General features: G+C 33.4%; 17 protein-coding genes, 1 tRNA gene and 1 pseudogene. 8 read left to right on the top strand and 11 right to left on the bottom strand.

Annotated elements, in window-relative coordinates; translation table 11 throughout:
- Positions 1–48 precede the first annotated feature (48 nt).
- The 3 genes from recN to ACFELW_RS02395 form a co-directional block, all read right to left on the bottom strand.
- Complete coding sequence (recN, locus tag ACFELW_RS02405) at positions 49–1,803, bottom strand: DNA repair protein RecN (protein WP_375330323.1); 1,755 nt, start codon at positions 1,801–1,803, stop codon at positions 49–51.
- Positions 1,804–1,809: 6 nt separating this feature from the next.
- Complete coding sequence (locus ACFELW_RS02400) at positions 1,810–2,568, bottom strand: outer membrane protein assembly factor BamD (protein WP_375330495.1); 759 nt, start codon at positions 2,566–2,568, stop codon at positions 1,810–1,812.
- A 132-nt stretch (positions 2,569–2,700) separates the two neighbouring features.
- Positions 2,701–2,785: transfer RNA gene (locus ACFELW_RS02395), tRNA-Leu, on the bottom strand.
- Positions 2,786–2,974: 189 nt separating this feature from the next.
- Here ACFELW_RS02395 and ACFELW_RS02390 point away from each other — a divergent pair.
- On the top strand, positions 2,975–3,709 hold the full coding sequence (locus ACFELW_RS02390) for a Bax inhibitor-1/YccA family protein (protein WP_375330322.1): 735 nt from the start codon (positions 2,975–2,977) through the stop codon (positions 3,707–3,709).
- A gap of 118 nt (positions 3,710–3,827) precedes the next feature.
- Here the strand turns inward: ACFELW_RS02390 and ACFELW_RS02385 are convergent, their stop codons facing one another.
- Genes ACFELW_RS02385 through ubiG form a run of 3 tightly spaced genes read right to left on the bottom strand, consistent with a single transcriptional unit; the run spans position 3,828 to position 6,543 of the window.
- Positions 3,828–4,376, bottom strand: a complete 549-nt coding sequence (locus tag ACFELW_RS02385) for a DUF6314 family protein (protein ID WP_375330321.1) — start codon at positions 4,374–4,376, stop codon at positions 3,828–3,830.
- Positions 4,377–4,381: 5 nt separating this feature from the next.
- On the bottom strand, positions 4,382–5,785 hold the full coding sequence (gltX, locus tag ACFELW_RS02380) for a glutamate--tRNA ligase (RefSeq protein WP_375330320.1): 1,404 nt from the start codon (positions 5,783–5,785) through the stop codon (positions 4,382–4,384).
- A gap of 8 nt (positions 5,786–5,793) precedes the next feature.
- Positions 5,794–6,543: a bifunctional 2-polyprenyl-6-hydroxyphenol methylase/3-demethylubiquinol 3-O-methyltransferase UbiG gene (ubiG, locus tag ACFELW_RS02375; RefSeq protein ID WP_375330319.1), complete on the bottom strand. Its 750-nt coding sequence runs from the start codon at positions 6,541–6,543 to the stop codon at positions 5,794–5,796.
- Positions 6,544–6,785: 242 nt separating this feature from the next.
- On the opposite strand from ubiG, the gene ACFELW_RS02370 reads away from it, so the two are divergent.
- Complete coding sequence (locus ACFELW_RS02370) at positions 6,786–7,574, top strand: metal ABC transporter permease (RefSeq protein ID WP_375330318.1); 789 nt, start codon at positions 6,786–6,788, stop codon at positions 7,572–7,574.
- Between the two features lie 209 nt (positions 7,575–7,783).
- On the opposite strand, the gene ACFELW_RS02365 is transcribed toward ACFELW_RS02370, so the two are convergent.
- Complete coding sequence (locus ACFELW_RS02365; RefSeq protein WP_375330317.1) at positions 7,784–7,906, bottom strand: palindromic element RPE2 domain-containing protein; 123 nt, start codon at positions 7,904–7,906, stop codon at positions 7,784–7,786.
- Between the two features lie 304 nt (positions 7,907–8,210).
- On the opposite strand from ACFELW_RS02365, the gene mraZ reads away from it, so the two are divergent.
- The 6 genes and pseudogenes from mraZ to ACFELW_RS02335 form a co-directional block, all read left to right on the top strand.
- On the top strand, positions 8,211–8,669 hold the full coding sequence (gene mraZ / locus ACFELW_RS02360; protein ID WP_094649792.1) for a division/cell wall cluster transcriptional repressor MraZ: 459 nt from the start codon (positions 8,211–8,213) through the stop codon (positions 8,667–8,669).
- Entirely contained in the window at positions 8,666–9,613 is a 948-nt protein-coding gene (gene rsmH / locus ACFELW_RS02355) for a 16S rRNA (cytosine(1402)-N(4))-methyltransferase RsmH (protein ID WP_341749038.1), read from the top strand. The genes mraZ and rsmH overlap by 4 nt, the downstream gene beginning before the upstream one ends.
- Positions 9,603–10,013, top strand: coding sequence for a hypothetical protein (locus tag ACFELW_RS02350; protein ID WP_094649794.1), 411 nt, complete (start codon positions 9,603–9,605; stop codon positions 10,011–10,013). Before rsmH ends, ACFELW_RS02350 begins: the two co-directional genes overlap by 11 nt.
- Before the next feature lie 286 nt (positions 10,014–10,299).
- Positions 10,300–11,958 carry a penicillin-binding protein 2 gene (locus ACFELW_RS02345; RefSeq protein ID WP_341749410.1) on the top strand — a complete coding sequence of 553 codons (1,659 nt, stop codon included), beginning with the start codon at positions 10,300–10,302 and terminating at the stop codon, positions 11,956–11,958.
- A 700-nt stretch (positions 11,959–12,658) separates the two neighbouring features.
- Positions 12,659–13,387, top strand: a complete 729-nt coding sequence (locus ACFELW_RS02340) for an outer membrane protein (RefSeq protein ID WP_375330316.1) — start codon at positions 12,659–12,661, stop codon at positions 13,385–13,387.
- Positions 13,388–13,482: 95 nt separating this feature from the next.
- Positions 13,483–15,045, top strand: a pseudogene (locus tag ACFELW_RS02335) (methyltransferase regulatory domain-containing protein); the annotation flags it as partial.
- Between the two features lie 319 nt (positions 15,046–15,364).
- Here the strand turns inward: ACFELW_RS02335 and cydB are convergent.
- The 4 genes from cydB to ACFELW_RS02315 form a co-directional block, all read right to left on the bottom strand.
- A complete protein-coding gene (cydB, locus tag ACFELW_RS02330; RefSeq protein ID WP_375330315.1) occupies positions 15,365–16,384 on the bottom strand; it encodes a cytochrome d ubiquinol oxidase subunit II in 1,020 nt (339 codons plus the stop codon).
- Positions 16,377–17,759, bottom strand: coding sequence for a cytochrome ubiquinol oxidase subunit I (locus tag ACFELW_RS02325; RefSeq protein ID WP_375330314.1), 1,383 nt, complete (start codon positions 17,757–17,759; stop codon positions 16,377–16,379). The genes cydB and ACFELW_RS02325 overlap by 8 nt, the downstream gene beginning before the upstream one ends.
- Before the next feature lie 133 nt (positions 17,760–17,892).
- Positions 17,893–18,168: a type II toxin-antitoxin system Phd/YefM family antitoxin gene (locus tag ACFELW_RS02320; protein ID WP_375330313.1), complete on the bottom strand. Its 276-nt coding sequence runs from the start codon at positions 18,166–18,168 to the stop codon at positions 17,893–17,895.
- Between the two features lie 65 nt (positions 18,169–18,233).
- Complete coding sequence (locus ACFELW_RS02315) at positions 18,234–20,924, bottom strand: glycoside hydrolase TIM-barrel-like domain-containing protein (RefSeq protein ID WP_375330312.1); 2,691 nt, start codon at positions 20,922–20,924, stop codon at positions 18,234–18,236.
- Between the last annotated feature and the right edge of the window lie 220 nt (positions 20,925–21,144).

The following is a 21,144-nucleotide window of genomic DNA, read 5'->3' as shown; positions in this document are numbered from 1 at the left end:
TATAATACATCTCATTAATTTTGTGTGCATCACTTAGGAGGCAACCTCCTAAGGCTTAAGCAACTCTTTAGCTGCTTTTAGGCTCGCATCGGTAATGGATTTTCCTGAAATCATGCGAGCAAGCTCAGCTTGTCTTTCCTGAAGATTCAGGCTTTTTACCGTAATTTTAGTAGTTTCATCCAATTGTAGTTTGTTGACAATAATATGCTGATCTGCTTTACCTGCTACTTGAGGTTGGTGAGTAATAACAATTACTTGGGCAATAGAGCTAAGCTTTTTAAGTTTTTCTCCAACTTTATCGGCCACGATACCACCAATTCCGGTATCTATCTCATCAAAAATAATAATGTCTTTCAGTGATTTATCAAAGAGACAAGTTTTTAGTGCTAACATAAACCTTGATAATTCGCCACCAGAAGCAATTTTATCAATAGGTGCAAGTTGCATACCTGGATTTGTTGAGGCAACGAAGCGTATATTATCAATACCATCAGACATCTTGCATAATAGCATCTGACTAGTTCTACCTTCCGTATTTTGCTTAGTTTCTTCTAAAAACTCCTCGCTTATGTTTAATTCTGCAAAATTTTTATTATTGGTTTGGTTAGAAGGATTATTTTTAGGTGCTATTTCTACTTTAAAAATCGCCTTTTCCATTTTAAGCTGTTCAAGCTCTTTTTGTACAGCTAATTCTAGATTTTTTGCACTAATAGAACGCTTGCATGATAAAGCTTCAGCTAGTTCAAAATATTTTTTATGTTCTGCTAGCTTATTAATATCTAGGATTTTAACATTATTGATTTTATTTTTAAGGGCATTTAATTGTTGATTAGAATTATCAAAAAATTCAGGTATTTTATCGCAAGAAATATTATATTTTCGTGCTATATCACGAATTTTAAATAGCCTTTCTTCCACTTCGTCTAAGTTAAATTCATTTCTATCAATGTTATTAATAATATTCTGTAATTTTATACGTGCTTCTTCTAAGCTATTATAGCAATCATCTAAATTTAATGAAATAGAGGCAAATTCTTCGTTTTGCTGTAAATTACGGTTTATCAAACGTTGAGCATTATTAATTGACTTATTAATTTCAGGGACTTCAAGATATGATAATATATCTTGGATCACTTGTATTTCTTTATCACGATTTTGTAAACTACGCCTTATAGTAACAAGCTTTTCTTCTTCTCCTGTTTGATAATCAAGAGCTTCTAATTCTTTGGTAACAAAGGTTAAATAATCTATTTCTTGTTCTATAGCATCTTTATCTCTGGTAACTTTATTGATTTCTTTGGTAGTTGTCTGTAAAATATCAAAATGTTTTGATAATTCAGATCTTAAATTTACAAGCCCTCCATAATCGTCCAAAATGTTAATATGGAAGGAAGGGCTAAGAAGAGAAGTATTACTATTTTGCCCATGAAGTTCAAATAAATAATCTGCTACTTGTTGCAAGGTACTTATCGTTACTACTTGATCATTAATAAGAAATTTCTTACGGTTGTTAGGTTTTTGAATACGTTTTATTAATAATTCCTGGTCATACTCAATATTAAATTGCTCCAAAAGCTTTTTTAAATCATCATTGAGAGTGAATGTTGTAGCAACCGAACAGTAATCACTCCCATGTTTTATTACATTATCAGAGAATTTGTTACCTAAAGAGAACAAAATTGCATCTAGCAAAATAGACTTACCAGCTCCGGTTTCTCCGGTAATTACACATAGCCCCTTTTCAAACTCTATCTCCAATTCGTCTATCAGAATAAAGTTCTTAACCGAAAGACTTTGTAACATTATATTTCATTCTTTTAAAGAGTTATTAATTAGTGAGTAGCAATATTTATACCAAGTACTGTCCGGATAGTTATGACCGAGTACCGCGGCATATTTCTTTGCTTCATTGCTAAGACCTAGCATTAAATAACTTTCCACTAAGCGATAAAGTGCTTCTGGTATATGTGATGTAGTTTGGTAATTATCGACAATAAGCTGGAATCTATTAATAGCAGCTATAGGGTTATTTTGTTTGAGATAATAACGACCTACGTCCATTTCTTTACCTGCTAAATGATCATTTACTAAATCAATTTTTAAAGCTGCATCAATTGAATATTTTGTTTTTGGGAAAAGTCTTATCACATCTTCAAAACTCTTTTTAGCTAAAAAGGTTCTTGATTGATCAAGTTGTACATTCGAGACTTGCATATAATAGGATAATGCCTTTAGGTAATAGGCATATGCAATATCTTCATGCATTGGATGAAGCTTAATAAAGCTATCCAGTACATCTACTACTTCTTCATACTGACCTCCGAGGAATAAAGAATATGACTGCATCAACTCAGCTTGAGGAGTCATTTTATTACCAGGATCTTGATAAAAAATCCTCGAAAATTCTTCGGCAGCTTTCAAATATTGTTGCTTTTCCAGTAAAATAAGACCATCATTGTATAATTCTGGAGCTGGAACTATTAAGTCTTCGTCCGTCTTCTTAGTTTTACAACCAGATAGGATTAAGCAGGTAGTGATTGTATAAAATAATAATTTTGCTAATTTCATCATAGAACTTGATAAGTTTTTTAAACTTAATTTATACACGAAACATCAGGAATTATACAAGATTATTTTGAAAATTATTATTTAACATAGATTTTGAGAGTTATTAAACTTATGCTAGGTAAGTCTATTTATTGGTACCTCTGGCCGGACTTGAACCAGCACGCCTTTTGAGCTGTAGATTTTGAGTCTACCGTGTCTACCATTCCACCACAGAGGCTTTGTCAACAAAATAGCTATATCTTTGTACTATGTAAATAAGTTATTGAATTAAAACTAAAATAATATTTCAGAATTTTCTTCTGTCAATAAACTTCTATAAGACATATTTAGAATTTTCTTCTTGAAAATAAAAGGTTTGCATCCTATACTATATAATATAAATAACAACATATTCATGGGGTTTCTTATGATTGATTATACAAAAACTTTTACTGCCACTCAGAAAACATATGATGCGGGGCTGAGGGAGTACATGCTGAAAGTCTATAATTATATGGCTTTGGCTTTGGTGTTAACTGGAGTAACAGCTTTTGCTACTATATCATTCGATCCATTGACCAGGCTTTTATTTCAGACTGCACCAAATGGACAATTTATAGGCAATACTGGTTTGGGAACGTTGGTAATGATTTCTCCTGTAGGAATTGCTTTGTACTTCTTTATGGGATTCGGCAAGATGAGCTTAGATACTACTAAAGTGTTATTTTGGGTTTATGCTGCTTTAATTGGTATGTCTCTAGCATCTCTTGGGTTTATCTATACAGGAGAGTCAATTGCTCGAACTTTCTTTATCTGCTCATCTGTTTTTGGAGCAATGAGTCTTTATGGATACAGTACCAATAGAGATTTAACATCAATGGGATCATTTGTTATTATGGGATTGTTTGGTCTTCTCATTGTATCATTGGTTAACATGTTCTTACAAAGCTCTGCTATATATTTCGCAACATCTCTAATTGGGGTTGCTGTATTTATGGGGCTTATTGCATGGGATACTCAAAAAATTAAGTCGATGTATTTTATGTCTGGTGGTGGAGAATTAGGACAAAAAATGTCTATAATGGCTGCTTTTAGCTTATATTTAGACTTTATCAACTTGTTCTTATATCTTCTAAGATTCTTTGGTAATAGAAGAAACTAGAACTGACGTCATTGCGAGGAAGGCGAAGCCGACGAAGCAATCCATAAAAGTAACCAAAAATGGATTGCCACGACCTACTTGCGTGGTCTTGCAATGACGTTGAAAGATATTGCAAGCCTCAAAGCCTAATAAAACTAGTTTTGATGGTATAATCTTTATTCGGTCCTAAAATCTTATAACTCAAGTCAAAAGAATCTTTATTTAAGAATATGTAACTAGCTTGATAAATATCCAAGTTACACTGATGTATAGCTTCAGCCTGGCAAGGACTACCCGAGATAAAACGCATTTGGTAAAATAAAGTATTGTTATTCTCATTAACAAAGTACTTTACAATTTTGTCTTGTTCTAGAGAGTATATATATTCCTTAAAGGCTTTTACCTTAGTGCTACTACCGTGATAGTTGACATCAAGTTCTTCTCTATATAATATAGATGGATATTTTGAATATATAGGCTTTTTATCCTCTATAAAATAAGCAATTCCTTTAGCTGTGCCATAATTATCTAAAATTCTCGTAATAGTATAGGTTCCAACTAGGTTGTAGAATATATAGTCAATTGATGGGAAGTTGGTGACGTCGTCACTCGTCGCTCGCCTATTACTTATAGGCGTCGCTCCATCGTTCCTAGCCACAAATTCCCCTGCATTGACTATATGTATCATTTCCCTCATTCCTTAGCGTCCTTATACAATAACCTATCAATAGCATTTTCTTTACCAATTATAGCGATAATTTCAAAAACACTTGGGGAAGTAGTCATACCTGTCATTAAAGCTCTAATATACTGCATGATATCTGCAAGTTTAATATTATTATCCTTGGCAATTTCTTTAAATTTTATTTGAATTGAGTCTTTATCAAAATTTGCTAAATTCTCCAATTCCTTTATAACTTGTCCCACCAAATTTTTATCACAATTATTGATCAGTTCTTTAGCTTCTTCAGAATAGATAATAGGAACATTAACTAAATAAATCCTAGCTAGTTTTGCTAATTCGACTAAATTGGTACTTCTTATTTTCAAACTTGGCATTGCTTGTCTAATATATTCCTTTTCTTTCTCAGTAACTTGATAATTTTCTTGTAAACTCTGACAAGTCATTTCTGTTAATGTTTGGTCATCAAGCTGACGTAAATAATGAGAATTTAAACTATCCATTTTGGCAAAATCAAGACGAGCTGGCGATTTACCTAGCCCATCAAGGTTAAACCATTCTATAGCTTGGGATCTTGAAATAATCTCGTCATCTTTGTGACTCCAGCCTAATCTTAGTAAATAATTGCACAAACTCTCAGGTAAATACCCCATATCTTGGTAAGCCTTTACTCCAAGAGCTCCATGTCTTTTAGATAATTTCGCTCCATCATCTCCATGTATTAACGGTATATGTACCATATGTGGTACAGACCAGCCAAAAGCTTGATAAAGTATTTTTTGACGAGCCGCATTAGTTAAATGGTCATCCCCCCTGATAATATGGCTAATCTGCATATCGTGATCATCCACCACTACCGCTAACATATAGGTAGCAGTACCGTCACTACGTAACAATACCATATCATCAAGGTGCGAATTTTCAATAGTAACATCTCCTTGTAAAGCGTCATGAATAATTGTTTGCCCAGTTTTTGGGGCTTTCAAGCGGATAACGGGGATACTTTTCTGCTCCTGCGAATTAGAAGGTGGTACATCCCGCCAAGGGCTTTCGAACAAAAAATGTTGTTTATTAGCTATGGCACTATCTCGCTGCCTATCTATTTCTTGTTGAGAAGTAAAGCAATAATAAGCTTTCCCCTCATCTACTAACTTCAGAGCAGCTTTTTTGTATAAATCATTTCTTTTAGACTGAAAAATTACTTCTCCATCCCAGTTTAAACCAAGCCATTTCAAGCCGGAAAATATAGCATCTACTGCATCTTTGGTTGATCTTGCTTGATCAGTATCCTCAATTCGCAGCAAAAACTTACCATTATGGTGTTTAGCAAATAAATAATTAAACAACGCCGTCCTTGCCCCACCAATATGCAGGAAGCCAGTAGGAGATGGAGCAAATCTAGTAATTATAGTCATATTTTCCTTTATTTAGTTAAGTAAGCAAAATAATTTACATCTATATCATCACTCAACTGCCAACGTCCATTAACGATATTATAGGTTAAGCCTTTGAGTTCTTTAAGCCCAATATTATTATCATTGAACATCGAGTAAATTTCCGATGGTTTAAGAAATTTACTATGATCATGGGTGTTTTTGGGTACCCAATTAAGTAGGTATTCTGCCATCAAAATAGCTAGCATATATGATTTCACTGTACGATTAATCGTTGAAATTATAATCATACCATTTGGTTTTACTAAGCTAGCCAGGTTTTTTATAAAATCACCAGGGTTATCTATATGCTCTATTACTTCTAAACACAGCACCACATCATACTTATACTGTTTTTTATTTAAATCATCTGAATATACTAACTCCTCAACAGTTGATTTAAGATATTGTATATTCAAATTTTGTTCCGAGGCATACTGTACTGCAATATCTATATTACTTTGTAGAGCATCTATGCCGGTAACTATGCCATTTAATTTACAGAGAGGAGAGGTAATTAATCCTCCTCCACATCCTACATCTAGAATTTTTAAATTTGAACAAGGTAATATGTCATCCTGCACGTTAAAATGCTCTTTTATCTTGTCTATTATGTAACCAATACGAATTGGATTTATTTTATGAAGAATTTTAAATTCTCCATCTTTCTGCCACCATTGGCTAGAAATCTTACTAAATTTTTCTAGCTCTATTTGATTAATAGAAGATTTTGTAGACATATTCCTTTACTGGTTATAATATTACTAATATTATAACTAACCCGAATAAGTTCTAGAATCTCAAACGTTATTGCGAGGAGACGTAAGCTGACGAAGCAATCCATTTTTGGTTACTTTTATAGATTGTCGCGTCGCTAATAGACAGAGTAATATTAATCGGGTTAGCTATACAATAATATATACCACAAAAATAATTAAGCACTAAGTGCTATTCTCAACTTATTTATTAAAAATCGTATTAAATGCCTCTAATAATATTAACTATAATTCTAATCAGTTTAATTTTTGCCCCTCTTGGTTGTCTAAGTTTATGGAAAAAATATATTTATTTTGGTGATGGTCTGTCGCATGCTAGTTTACTGGCTGGGAGTATTACTATTCTGATCCATTTGCCTGTTGTTTATTCAGGGTTAGTTGTCGCTATTATTTTTGCTATCTTAGTATTCACCCTAAAAAATAGGTCGGGTGGTAGTAGTGTAGTAATTTTGGTGTCAAATTTTATGTTATCTTTGGCTTTGGTAGTAAGTTATATGTATCCACTACAGATTAAGATTACTAGCCTATTATTTGGCGATATTTTATCTAGCTCTTTAAATGATATATTGATTTTATCAAGCATATTTGTGTCAGTTATTTTTTTCATTTGCTATTTCTACCGTCAAATTATTCTAATTGTAATTAATAGAGATATTGCTCAAATTAAAGGAATAAAAGTAAGAACCATTGAATTGGCATTTTTGTTACTTTTATCTTTATCAGTATTCTCAACTATTAAAATTGTTGGAGCACTGCTTGTCACTAGTATCTTGCTAATTCCAGCCATGACGGCTAGGATGATTTCTAGTAACCCTGCTCAAATGATTATCAATTCAGTTATCATAGCTTTAACTGTAAATTTCCTTGGTTTAACAGCATCATTATACCTTGATGTACCAATTACACCAATAATTACTGTAATAAATACCATGGTTTATTGTTTGTTCTATATAATTTCACGAGCAAACAAAGTAAGCTTTTCTAGATCATGGTAATTAGTTACAGTCAATAGTTGATATAGCACCCCTACTAATGCGAGTATAGGATAAGGAAAGTTTAGAAGTATAGGAAGGATAAGGGTTGCAAGTAAGGAAGCTTAAAGCTTTGTGAGCTAATGACTATAATATTATATTTTTATTTATCACCTTGTCGTGATTTTAAAAATTACTATCTATATCACCTATCATACAAATACAATTTATGCTCAGATTGAACTATAGTCAATTGATGAGAAGTTGGTGACGTCGTTACTCGTCGCTCGCCTATTATATATAGGCTTCGCTCCATCGCTCCTAGCACCAATTTCTCCTGAATTGACTATATACATTAAATAAGTCACAATTAATAAAAATTCATAAATTTTTTACAAACTATTTAAAACCTTCTTGACTCTATAATTATAGTACAATATCCTAAAAATTCCATATAATCCCAAATTATCCCAAATATGACCAAATCTAATTATGGAATAATTTGTACAGGGTATTGTTATATAGCTAATTTGATTTGTATTTAATCGGATAATGTCTGTCATTCCCGCGTAGGCGGGAATCTAGACCCCGCACTGAAGCAGGGATGACACTAAGGCAAGCAGGGATGACACTACCAATTATTGGAAGGTAAATAGGTAAATGAATATTTTTTTGTCAAAATATATAAATAATCTTGATAAGAAAGGTAGGGTTTCGGTACCTGCTAGCTATAGAGCAGCTTTGTCTAGCCAGTCATTTAATGGGGTTATTGTCTATCCGTCTTTTAGAAATAAGTGTATTGAAGCGTGTAGTTTAAAGAGGCTTGAGGAGTTAAGCCAAATGATTCAAACCTTAGACCCATATTCTGAGGAACGAGATGCTTTTGAAACAATCATTCTTGGCGAGGCTATCCAACTTGCGTTTGATGGTGAGGGTAGGGTGATTTTGCCTAAATCTTTAATAGAGCATTCTGACATATCAGAACAGGTTTGTTTTGTAGGAAAGGGATTAGTTTTTGAAATTTGGCAGCCGCAAAATTTTGAGACCTATCTTTCTTCAGCTCGGCAAATTGCTCAAAATAACCGTTTAACTCTTAAGAATATTAATAAGGAAATATGATACAAGAGTCCTCTCATACAGCTGTTATGTTAAATGAAGTTAAGGAAGTCTTGTGTCCTAAAGATGGTGGAATTTATCTGGATTGCACTTTTGGTTTTGGTGGTTATAGTCGAATGATACTCGATTCTTGTAATTGTCAATTAGTGGCAATTGATCGTGATCCAAATGTTATAACTTACGCCAATCAGTTGATAAAAGATTATCCTGGTAGAGTGAGATTTATTCAAACAGGGTTTGCTGAAAGCTTTTCAGAATTAGGTTCATTGAAATTTGACGGCATAGTTATGGATTTAGGTGTTTCTTCTATGCAGATTGATTCTGGCGATAGGGGATTTTCCTTTACTCATGATGGTCCACTCGATATGAGAATGAGTGGAGTAGGGCAGAGTGCTGCAGATTTTATAAATAATGCTGATGAACAAGAAATAGCTGATGTGATTTATAAATATGGCGATGAGTCTTATTCTCGAAGAATCGCTAAAAGAATTGTAGAACATAGGAGGTTAGAGCCTATTACCAATACAGCAAGGTTTGCTCATATTGTTCGTAGTAGTATAGGTTTTCGAAAAGGTAAGATAGATACTGCTACCAAGAGTTTTCAAGCAATTCGCATTTACATTAATGATGAATTGGGTCAATTAGAAAGATTTCTAAGTAATAGCAAAAATATTCTATCAGCAAATGGTCGCCTAGTAATTGTCTCATTTCACTCATTAGAAGACCGAATTGTTAAGAATTTTTTTAAAGCAAATTCTGCTAAGTTAGTTGCCAGGTCTAAATATGCGGCAAAGGTTTTTACTAAAGAAAATTCTAAGGAATGGCTTAAGATTATTACAAAGAAGCCATTATGTCCATCGTCTAGAGAAATTGCACTTAATCCAAGAGCAAGGTCTGCAAAGTTAAGGGCTGGACAGAAAATAGAGGGTGCTACATATGGCGGTTAGAATATTTAGTTATATAGCTGTCTGTACTATAATTTTTTCCATTTATGGGTTATTTAGAGTAAAAGATAAGGTTATTATCTTACATTATCAGCTTGGAGAGGTTTCAAAACAACTGATTGATGAGAGTAATAGAATTCACGTGTTAAAAGTCGAACAATCATACCTTACTTCTCCAGCTAGACTAAGAAAATTATCATCACTTTATTTACAATTAGATACTGTTAAAGTTAAGCAAATGATTAGTGATCCTTTAATGCCTGAGAGTAAGAAATATGCCAAGTCTCATGAAGTGAGTGGTTCATATTTTAATAAAACCAATGTTAAGTGGCGTTATAAAACAACTCCTAATAGTAAATATATAAAAACTGTTTCAACTAAAAAATCAGAGTATATTCGATGAAAGGTACTCTTTTTGCCTATGAATACGCCATTGTAAGGAGGCGTAAGCCGATGAGGCAATCTAATGAGTGTGGATTGCCACGACCATTTCATGGTCTCGCAATGACGGAATGACTTCTTACCCACTGGTCATTGCGAGGAGGTACTTTAGTACCGACGAAGCAATCCAGGAAAGTGATTAGGAATGGATTGCTTTGTTCGAGTTTCGTGGTTCATCGCAATGACGCGAGTAGGTTATGAGTAATAATATAGTTTTATTAGCATTGATAAAAAATACTATAACTAAAATGAAAAGAAGTTTTAGTAATATTATTTTATGGGATATTTGTGCTGACAATACCAAAATCAGATTATTCATAGTTAGCTTTTGTTTTGCTGTGTTTTTTTGTGGGTTGTCATACCGCTTAATAATCGTTGCGACTAATGGTTATGTTAAGCCAGAATATCAAGTAAAGAGTAGTAACTTTAGAAAAGAGATAGTAGACCGCAATGGTAATTTATTAGCAGTTAACTTACCCTCGTCCTCATTATTTGTTAATCCACAAAAAGTAATCAACCCAGAGCAATCTTTAGAAAGATTATCTAAAATCTTGCCTGAGATTGATAAAACGAAATTACTTGCAGAACTAAAGGGTAATAAAAGTTTTGTATGGGTAAAAAGGGATTTATTGCCAAAAGAGCAAGAGGCGGTGTTAAATTTGGCAATGCCAGGCTTTAGTTTTGAACAAGAACAAAAGAGGATATATACTTTCTCCAATTTATTATCACATGTTATAGGATATGTGGGTAGGGATTTGGCTGGTCTTGCTGGGTTGGAAAGGAGTTATGACAAATTTTTAACTAATTCGGATTTTGACTTAGCACAGCCAGAACAGCTTAAAAAACCACTTGAATTATCTATAGATGTAAGATTACAGAATATCCTAAATGAAGAAATAGATAAGACATTAAAGGAATTTAGTGCAATAGGAGCGGTAGGGATAATTGCCAATCCTAATAATGGTGAAATTCTAGCTCTGATTAGTAAACCTGATTTCAATCCACATTACCCGAGTAGTGCAAAGCCAGAAGAGTTGTTTAATATGGCAAGTCTTGGTATTTATGAGATGGGGTCGGTATTTAAAACCTTAACTATGGCTGTAGGTTTTGATACTGATGCTATAGCAATGAACGATGCTTATGATATTAGCTATATGAAGGTAGGGGCGTTTAATGTAAAAGATTATCACCCAAGGCATGGGTGGCATAGTGTTCCAGAAATTTTTCTGCATTCATCAAATATTGGGGTTAGCCAAATTATGTTAGAAGTCGGCAAAAATGATTTCAAAAAATACTTAAAAAGATTAGGGTTACTAGATCAGCTTAAAATTGAATTGCCAGAGAGAGGCACCCCTTTGTTTCCATCCGATAAGAGATGGAGTGATTTAACGAGTGTTGTAATGTCATATGGTTATGGTATTTCAATTAGTCCTTTACACTTTATACAAGCAGTATTGCCGGTAGTGAATGGTGGGACATTATATGATTTGACTCTAATCAAAAGACAAGATGAACCTCTTGTTGGCACAAAGGTTTTTAGTGAAAAAACCTCTAAGCAAATGAGTGAATTATTTCGTTTTGTGGTAAAAGAAGGCACCGGACGTAGAGCTGATGTAAAAGGATATCTTGTTGGTGGGAAGACTGGTACGGCTGAGAAATTAACGGCAGATGGGCATGGCAAAAGAAGGTATCTTAAGAATAGCAGAATGTCATCATTTTTAGGTGTATTACCAGCTTCTAATCCACAATATGTTATTTTTATAATGTTTGATGAGCCAAAAGGAACAAAGGAGTCCTTTGGTTTTGCTACTGCCGGCTGGACTGCCGCTCCTACCGTTGGGAGAGTCCTTGAGCGAATGGTGTCACTATATGGAATAGAGCCGATTGAAAAAGGCGAGGAATTGTGATTATTAACAAATAGTGAACATACGCTATGATGTCCTTGCGACTTATCTTCGAGATAGAAAAGTGCTAAGAATGTTGAGGTAAAGAGGTTTGTAGGGATTTTGTTATAGTGTAAATGATGTTTTTTGTTTGATATTATCAGATTCCAGAGATGTAATCTCTTTCATGTATATTACAATCGTTCCAAATAGAAATTCTCGCCCTGCAATATTGCTTCGCACTTCCTATCGTGAAGGTGGAAAAATATTAAATAAAACTCTAGTTAGGATAACTTATTGAATTTTCTAAACGCACTACTCTTATGTGATTCAAATAATCCATCAAAACTAGAGTTTCTAAATCTTCTAAGCCAAGATTGTATTGTTTTCCAGTGCGATCCAACTATCATAGATACAGTTGCCTGATTGCAGGTGATGCATTGCTAATAAGCGTATGCGATTTCTTCCGTGCAACTCGTTTTTCATTAGGCTTATGAAATCATGTTCATGAAAACCTTTTGGTAATATATGTTTTTGCTATTTTAGTACCTGCACAAATTTATACTTCCATATATAATACCTCCTTAACTATTTCAATTGGTATAATATGGTTACGTTAAAAATTTTGTCAACAGAACCTAAAATTGCTGCAAAAAATTTTTTATGTTGACCTATCAGTGGATGGTTATATAATCCACGGTTTCTATAAAGATAAAATTGTATAATGAATAAATTACCAAAAATATTATCTATAATTTGTATATATTTCTTGTTTTTTACCAAAGCTCAGGCAGATGAGATTGAGGCTGATCAGAGATTTTTTTATATTGGGGCGGAAGCTGGCATAGTAAAGCCGGTGGTAGAGAAATTTCGCCATGATTCGGGTACTGACTTTACTTTAAAAAGGTCTAAGATGTATAGCGGTAAGATTGGTTACAGCTTCTACCCACAAATGGCTATTGAGTTTTCAGCAACACATCATCCACAATACCGGCTAAATTATGTTTTACCCAAACAAGAGGTTGCCGGTTTAATTATACCACAAACTCCAGGTGCCACTAAGATAATTTCCAATTTATATATGCTTAATATTGTATATGATTTTGACAAAATTAAAGAAGTAACTCCTTTTATCATATTAGGGGCTGGGATTGCCCAAGTAAAAGTTAGTTCCGCTTCCTCTCGTTGGAACTTAATGGATGTAGAGTATTTTAGAATTAGAAACACTCGTAGTAATTGTTTTGCTTGGCAAGTAGGTCTTGGGATTTCTAAGGATTTATCTAGTAATTTTAGCGTTGATATAGCAGTAAAATTACAAGCTGCTCATTCCATAAAGATTAATTATGATACTTTGGATATGCAAACTCAGAAATTTATCCCAGCAATTCCTATCAAAAAAACCATAGGGGTTGGAGAGTTTGGTATAGGATTTACTTATAGATTACCAATTTAATGTAAAAAGACTATTAGTGTATTAAGTTTTTTAGTATATAATGCATTTAAATTTAGTGTGGAGAACATATGACTACTGATTTAGAGCTTACCTCAGCCTCTCATAATACATACGATGAACTACCTTATGAAAGCTATCCGTATGCTTTAACCGATCCGTACCACCTACAAACACTTGCTGTGTTATTTGGTATAAAACCACCGGCTGTTGAAACTGCTAGAGTTTTGGAGCTAGGATGTGCTGCAGGCGGTAATTTAATACCTCATGCTGTTAATTATCCTAAAGCACACTTTATTGGAGTCGATCTATCTAAAGTACAAATAGATGAAGCTAATAAACATAAAGAAGGATTAAATCTTAAAAATATAGAATTCCGACATTGTTCGATTACAGATATTGATGAATCATTTGGTAAATTTGATTATATAATTTGTCATGGGGTAATCTCTTGGGTGCCAAAATTTGTTCAGGATAAAATTTTTGAAGTAGGTAATAAAAATTTATCAGATAATGGTATTGTATATATTAGTTATAATACCTTACCCGGCTGGAATATGATTCGTACTATAAGAGATATGATGCTTTATCACTCAAATACCTTTAATAACATTAAAGATAAAATTGCTCAATCTAGATTATTACTTGAATTCATTAATGATAGCTTGGAAGCTTCCAACTCTCCTTATGCTCAAGTGTTACAAACTGAAGCTAGTTTGCTTGCCAAACAAAATGATCATTATTTGCGTCATGACCATTTAGAAGAAGATAATGTACAATATTATTTTCATGAGTTTATGGATGAGGCTAAGAAAAATAATTTGCAATATCTGTCTGATTGTAGTGTCTCTACCATGTATTTAGGAAATATGCCAGCAAAAGCAGTGGAAAAATTACAAGCAATAAATGATATTGTTAGAACAGAACAATATATGGATTTCATTACCAATCGTCGATTTAGGTCGACCTTACTTTGCCATAATAGTGTTAAATTAAATAGGTCTATCAATAACGAAGATATTACTAAATTTAATATGACATTTAATATAGTGCCAGAAAAGCCTTTTGTTGATATAGATATTAACTCACTTGAACCAGAGAAATTTTTTTATAATGGTAATAAGGATAATAGTTTATCAACATCTTCTCCTTATATGAAAGCGGTACTCTATACTTTCTCTGAGAATATCAATAATCCGATGAGTTTTGATAAAATTGCTGTTAGTAGTAATAAAAAATTGCAAGGAGCAAAACTGAATGAAATAAAGGCTGAATTTTTAGCTAATGCCATGAAGTTAGTGTTGCAAGGATATATTAATATCACCTTACAAAATACTAGGAAAGAAGTAAATCTTGATAAACCTAAAACATCAAAGCTTATTTCATATCAGGTAACTCATACATCCAATATGTGGGTAACAAACCAAAGACATGAAGTGGTAGCTATCAATCTTTTTGAGAAATTTGCTCTACGATATATGGACGGTAAGCACGACCACAAGCAAATAATTGAATCTGTCATGCAGCATGTTACTTCTGGTGAGATGACCTTAAGTCGTGATGGTAATAAAATTGAGAATATTGATGAAATCAATAAAGAATTAGCATCATTCTTGCAGCCTACATTAACTAAGTTTGTCGCTAATGCTTTGCTGATTTAAAGATAGGATATTGCTAGGTTCTGTGAATAAAATTTTAATTGTCTAGATTTCGAGTGTTTTTAAGCAAAAATTAATAAGATTTTTGCAAGGATAGTGTATCTATTTCAAAAAAATCTTATAATTTGCAGCTAAAAAGAGTCAAAATCTAGACCCAATTAAAATTTTTTTCACACCTAGTAATATTGCTTATCCAAATATAAAAAAGATAGCTTTAATTATACAGGATAATGATAGCACAAATATTAGCCCCACTAAGTATAAAATTACAAACCAAAGCCATTGTTTGCATTTCTGAGAAATAAAAATTTTTCTCAATTTACTAATACATTGGGTGATGAGTTGATTTTCCACGGAATATATAATAACAATAAATTGTGTAACCTAATATTATCGGTAAAAGTAACGCAGCTCCTACCAACATTAGAGATTGTGATTCGGCTATTGCTGCCGATTGCCATAAAGATATTTGATATGGTACGGTAAAAGGCCAAATGCTTAAAATTAGCCCTAAATAGCCCAGAGTAAAAAGTAAAACTGAGTAACAAAAAGGTTGGTATTCTTTATTTTTATAAAGAGTGGTGAATAACATAAATAATGTAAAAATAGTTAAAATAGGAATGAATGATAGATATGCAAAATTAGGCATAGTAAACCAAAATATACGAATTCTCTCGTTTAAAAATAGTACCCATAAACTTACTAGCCCCATAAATAACATAACATAAATTAATACATATGCTGCAGATTTACGAGCCCATATTTGCGTATCTTTGTCAGTTTTCATGATAAGCCAAGTACAACCAAGTAGGGCATAACCAAATACCAGAGCAATACCGGTCATCAGAGAAAAAGGGGTGAGCCAATCAAAAGCATCGCCAGCAAATACCCTGCCATCCACTTTAACGCCTTGGATAAAAGCTCCCAGCATAATTCCCTGAAATAAGGTGGCAATGATAGAACCAAAATGGAAAGAATAATCCCATATGTAGCGATCCTTTGGAGTGGCTTTAAATCTAAATTCAAAAGCTACCCCGCGAAAAACTAAGCCCAAAAGCATTGCGATAATTGGTATATAGAAGGCTGACATCAAAATTGCATAAGCCAGTGGGAACGCAACAAATAATCCACCACCACCTAAAACTAACCAAGTTTCATTACCATCCCAAAATGGTGCTATGGAATTCATCATTTTATTGCGGCAATCTTGAGTAGGAGCAAATGGAAATAATATACCAACCCCCAGATCAAAACCATCTAGTAATACATACAGAAATATTGCTATGACAATTAGTCCACCCCAAACTAAAGGTAAATCTATATAGGGGGCAAAGTTAAGCATGGTTGTTATCCTCCTCTATTGGATTTCCTAAACTGTGGAAACCATATGTCTCTTCTTTTATTATTATAGTAGGTCCTTTCTTTATTAAATCTATAATATAATAAGTGGCACTGCCAAATATAAAAACATAAACTATCACAAAGGCAATTAATGAAGTAAAGATATATTGCCCTAGTACTGGTGAAGATGCTTCAGATGTTCTGATTATATTATATACTATATAAGGTTGCCTACCAATTTCCGTAACAAACCATCCGGATAGCACGGCCACAAAGCCAGTTGGCGTCATCAACATACACCAATATTGGAACCATTTAGTATCAAACAATCTTTTACGTAAATATAAGACTACGGCAATCACCCCAGTAATTATCATCAACATACCGATTCCTACCATTATTCGGAAACATAAAAATACTATTAATACCGGGGGGCGATTTTCTTTTGACCATTCTTTTAGCCCTTGTACTTCTCCATCTAAGCTATGGGTCAGTATTAAACTAGCAATTTTTGGAATATCTATCGTATATTTTGTTGTTTCTTCTTGATCTGATGGCCAGCCAAAGACCCTAAGGGCAGCACCTTTTTCTGTATCCCAAATACCTTCCATAGCAGCAATTTTTGCAGGCTGATGTTCTAGGGTATTTAACCCGTGTTGGTCGCCAATAAAAAGCTGTATTGGAGCAACAAATACTGCCATCAACATTGCCATACCAAACATGATTTTAGCATGGGCAACAAATTTTCTCTGTACAAGATACCAAGCAGCGACGCCACCAATAACAAAGGCTGTAGTTAAGTATGATGCAACAATCATATGACAGAAACGATATGGAAATGAAGGATTAAAAATAATTTCTAACCAATTTGTCGGATATAAAATATTATCGGCTCGTACTTCATAACCAGTAGGAGTTTGCATCCAGCTATTAGCTGACAGAATCCAAAAGGCAGAGATAATTGTACCAATTGCCACGATTAAAGTAGCAGCAAAATGCATTTTCTTACTAACTTTATTCCAACCAAACAACATCACTCCAAGAAAAGACGATTCCAAAAAGAAGGCAGCAAGCACTTCAAAACCGAGAAGTGGTCCAAGTACATTACCTACCTTATCAGAGAAACCTGACCAATTAGTACCAATTTGGTAAGACAGAACAACGCCGGATACTACCCCCATACCAAAGGTAATAGCAAAAATCTTAATCCAAAATTTATATATTTCTTGGTAAATATTATTGCCAGTTTTGAGCCATAACCCTTCTACTACAGCCAGCCAGCTAGCAAGACCAATTGTGAAGGACGGAAAAATTATATGGAAGCTTATAGTAAAAGCAAATTGTATACGAGATAGTAGATTAGGATCAAATTCCATATGATTATTTCAATTGATATTACAGGTGCATACGTCATTGCGAGAAGGAATAGCCGACGAAGCAATCCATTTTTGGTTATTTTTTGGATTGCATCAATGCTACTAAAGTAGCTCCTCGCTAATAGACGTCTTGTTACTTTAACTTTTTTTTCGTGAACACTCTATCCACATCTTTATAGCTTAAAAAATCTTCCCAATCGGATAATTGAAAATTAATTTCTTTAGCTAATTTCCTAATTCTTATAGCTGCCATTTGGGCACTATCAATATCTTTTACGAGACTTACTGGTACTATTTTTGCAGTTACTTTACCTCTTTTGGTAATTAATATTTCTTCACCTTTGCTTGCCCGATCTAGTATTTTAGAAAAATGAGTTTTTGCATCAAAGGCTGATATTGAGTTTTGCATATAACCTACTAGTTTCTTGTCTAGTTTATTATAATAGTTTTGATAAAAAAATCTATCTTTAATAATTATCGTAGGCAGCATCCTAGTACATAATTTTCAACTTCATCGATAATTCCTTGTATTTCTACTGTTAAACGAGATAATTTCATGGAGATAATCCTAATTTGATATTGATAATTCCGATAATACAATAAGACAAAATCTCCCGGTTGATATTTGATAAAATTTGCCGGCATGATAAATCTTAAAATTTTAGTTTCAGTAGCAGCATTTTTTAGGATTAGCTGCCCTAATCTTTCCGCTTCCAGGCAAGATAGTATAATAGGTAGCCTTAAGACTGGAATAGCTCTATGTGAAAAATTCTCACTATTTATTTGGCAAAAACCATTATTATAATTATCACATCGATCAATAAAGTTTAGCCCTAATTTACTAATAATGCTAGTTTTAGAAATTTCCATTTGTTCTAAATAACTATTGCTTGATAATTTAACCAATATTTTTGAACTAACCTTACAGAGAGGTGAATATCCACGCTTGATAAATTTAATTTGTTCCTGATAAGCTATGATATCAAAGAAATATATAATCCTTAGAGAGTTAATAATATCAATGCAAGATAACGCTTTATTTAATACCAACCCTTCTACCGCTTCATCAAGAGTAGATATGTCGATGTTCTTTAGTGGAATATTGCATCTATAAGACAATTCAAGAATTATTGCCGCTAAATTACAAGCCCCAAACTTATTATTCACCCAATGTCCTTTTGCCCATAAGTTACCATCTCGCCAAATATTATTATGGGGCCAAGCTGGATAAGGTCTGGCATCCCAAGTCCATAAAAACATTTGTTCGATATATTCTTGTGTTTGCCAATATTCAATAAATCCCCGTATAGCTTTACGCTGAATGGAAAAATCAACTTCACCAGTAGAATATTTTGGTACTCCGCCATCAATACATAAAGGATCAAAGAATATATTAGGTTGATTAGTTGCTTTATCAATAGAAGGGAAACCAAACTCTGTAAACCAAATTTTCTTCATTTTTGGTTGCCATTCTGTTGTTATCCCATCAGGATTGCGATGATAATTCTCCCACCAATATCTTAAATTCTTCCAAGCATAATCTGCTGATAATTGACGTTGACTATTATTGTCATCTACAAAGTAATCATACCCTTCGCCTGATTGCCAACCTTTAATAATTTCTTCTGACGAAATTCTGGAATTTACCGTTCTTGTTACAGGAAAATAAGCATCAATACCAACAAAATCTATATATTCTGAGGCAAATAACTTATCTAAATTATACCATCCGTCTTTGGTATGGTGATATTCTGACCAATCTGCGGCATAAGTCACAAGTACATTATCACCAACGATATTTTTAACTAATTTTGCTAGTTTTATCAGTTCCATAACAGCAGGAAAATTATTATGTTTATCTCTGATACTAGTTAAACCTATTAACTCAGACCCGATTACAAAACTATCAATATGATCCTTAACTAACTCAGCATAATGTAGAATGAAATCATTATAACCTTGATCTTTATTAAAAAAATCTACTACCGAACTTATCGAACCTGTCAAATGACCCCGCCATGGTTTTTGCCAAATATCCAAAAAAAACATTGGATAAAACATGATTTTAAAGTTTCTACGTTTTAATTCCTGTAAGTAACGTATGATACTCGCATCATTGACTGTACCACCATATTTAGGGAAATTATCTACATCTCGTGATACTAATCTTGCCGTATCACGTAAATATTTACTAACTTGCCATTGTTCTGAGTATTGGGTATGCGGATCATTAAATTCTACGGCAGGTTTGATAATACAATTTTTAATATCCAAACTATCGCCAAACCAGCATACAACTGGTGCAACCCATTTGATATTAGGACATATAATTTTCATTTGATCCAGACTATAAACACTATCAGCAATGTTATGATAATTATTGGAATTTATTGGTTTTTTACTGATGATACCCCCCAAAGAATTGGTAATGGTTTTATACTGTATTAGGCAATCATAAACAAATTCCCCTGAACCTGGGATAATGTCAATCGCCTCAACCAAATCTTCTACGCTCTTGCCTTCAATATTATCAGGAATATTAGCCTTTCTGGTTACTTCAAAGGAGAAATTTGGTATAGAATTATTAAAATCAGCTAATGGTAGCTCTTCAAATACCGCGTAGCTTAACCCACGGAAAGCTGGTACTTGCCCTTGAGGATCAGTTGCAGCAATTAAAGGATCGGCTATTTGCTCTTCTGACCCTAAATAAAGCCTGAATGTATATTGTTCAAGATTGAGCAACTGATCATTAGCCCATACTCTACTAATTTCAGCAATTTCACCTTCACATATGCCAACTGCAAAGGATAAATAATATTCGCATTCTGTTAAATTATGGATGGCGGCAGTTCCCTGAGTATCTGATACGCCTGGCTGTGCAACACTGGTAATCTGCACTTCCTTAATTTGGTTTGCCCAAATTATTTTACCATTGACCCTTGCTGTACCAAAAACTAACGCTATTGGATGTCCATAAACGGCTTTTGATAGAACAAAACTTTCCCTAATATTTTTAAAATGATAATATTCCTCGGGTTGATGATTTAAATATTCTAAATAATCACCTAATGTCTTACCTGTAAATCGTCCAATAGTTGATAATATACCTCCACCAAAAACACCACCTATGCTACTTCCTATGTTACCTAGAATCTGACTAAACATATTAATATCTTATATTTTTTAGTTAATATAAGATACTATATCACATAATATCTCTGCACTAAGTGTATCTACTCATTTAATTTATATTTTTTTGTTAAAACTAAAATTTACCTCTTAACCACCTTACATACGTCAATTGACTATAACGACTCATTAAGAGCTTGTAGATTAGCTTTACTAAACATCGCTCGATCAGCTATAAAGCATACATCCTCTATAT

The organism is Candidatus Tisiphia endosymbiont of Nemotelus uliginosus (assembly GCF_964264755.1).
In the GTDB taxonomy this organism is placed as follows: domain Bacteria; phylum Pseudomonadota; class Alphaproteobacteria; order Rickettsiales; family Rickettsiaceae; genus Tisiphia.
This window is presented reverse-complemented; position numbering and strand designations above follow the sequence as displayed.

Excerpts from the sequence above, each read along its gene's own strand:
- recN (WP_375330323.1), bottom strand. The coding sequence starts at position 1,803 with ATGTTACAAAGTCTTTCGGTTAAGAACTTTATTCTGATAGACGAATTG.
- ACFELW_RS02400 (WP_375330495.1), bottom strand. The coding sequence starts at position 2,568 with ATGAAATTAGCAAAATTATTATTTTATACAATCACTACCTGCTTAATC.
- ACFELW_RS02390 (WP_375330322.1), top strand. The coding sequence starts at position 2,975 with ATGATTGATTATACAAAAACTTTTACTGCCACTCAGAAAACATATGAT.
- ACFELW_RS02385 (WP_375330321.1), bottom strand. The coding sequence starts at position 4,376 with ATGATACATATAGTCAATGCAGGGGAATTTGTGGCTAGGAACGATGGA.
- gltX (WP_375330320.1), bottom strand. The coding sequence starts at position 5,785 with ATGACTATAATTACTAGATTTGCTCCATCTCCTACTGGCTTCCTGCAT.
- ubiG (WP_375330319.1), bottom strand. The coding sequence starts at position 6,543 with ATGTCTACAAAATCTTCTATTAATCAAATAGAGCTAGAAAAATTTAGT.
- ACFELW_RS02370 (WP_375330318.1), top strand. The coding sequence starts at position 6,786 with ATGCCTCTAATAATATTAACTATAATTCTAATCAGTTTAATTTTTGCC.
- ACFELW_RS02365 (WP_375330317.1), bottom strand. The coding sequence starts at position 7,906 with ATGTATATAGTCAATTCAGGAGAAATTGGTGCTAGGAGCGATGGAGCG.
- mraZ (WP_094649792.1), top strand. The coding sequence starts at position 8,211 with ATGAATATTTTTTTGTCAAAATATATAAATAATCTTGATAAGAAAGGT.
- rsmH (WP_341749038.1), top strand. The coding sequence starts at position 8,666 with ATGATACAAGAGTCCTCTCATACAGCTGTTATGTTAAATGAAGTTAAG.
- ACFELW_RS02350 (WP_094649794.1), top strand. The coding sequence starts at position 9,603 with ATGGCGGTTAGAATATTTAGTTATATAGCTGTCTGTACTATAATTTTT.
- ACFELW_RS02345 (WP_341749410.1), top strand. The coding sequence starts at position 10,300 with ATGAAAAGAAGTTTTAGTAATATTATTTTATGGGATATTTGTGCTGAC.
- ACFELW_RS02340 (WP_375330316.1), top strand. The coding sequence starts at position 12,659 with ATGAATAAATTACCAAAAATATTATCTATAATTTGTATATATTTCTTG.
- cydB (WP_375330315.1), bottom strand. The coding sequence starts at position 16,384 with ATGCTTAACTTTGCCCCCTATATAGATTTACCTTTAGTTTGGGGTGGA.
- ACFELW_RS02325 (WP_375330314.1), bottom strand. The coding sequence starts at position 17,759 with ATGGAATTTGATCCTAATCTACTATCTCGTATACAATTTGCTTTTACT.
- ACFELW_RS02320 (WP_375330313.1), bottom strand. The coding sequence starts at position 18,168 with ATGCAAAACTCAATATCAGCCTTTGATGCAAAAACTCATTTTTCTAAA.
- ACFELW_RS02315 (WP_375330312.1), bottom strand. The coding sequence starts at position 20,924 with ATGTTTAGTCAGATTCTAGGTAACATAGGAAGTAGCATAGGTGGTGTT.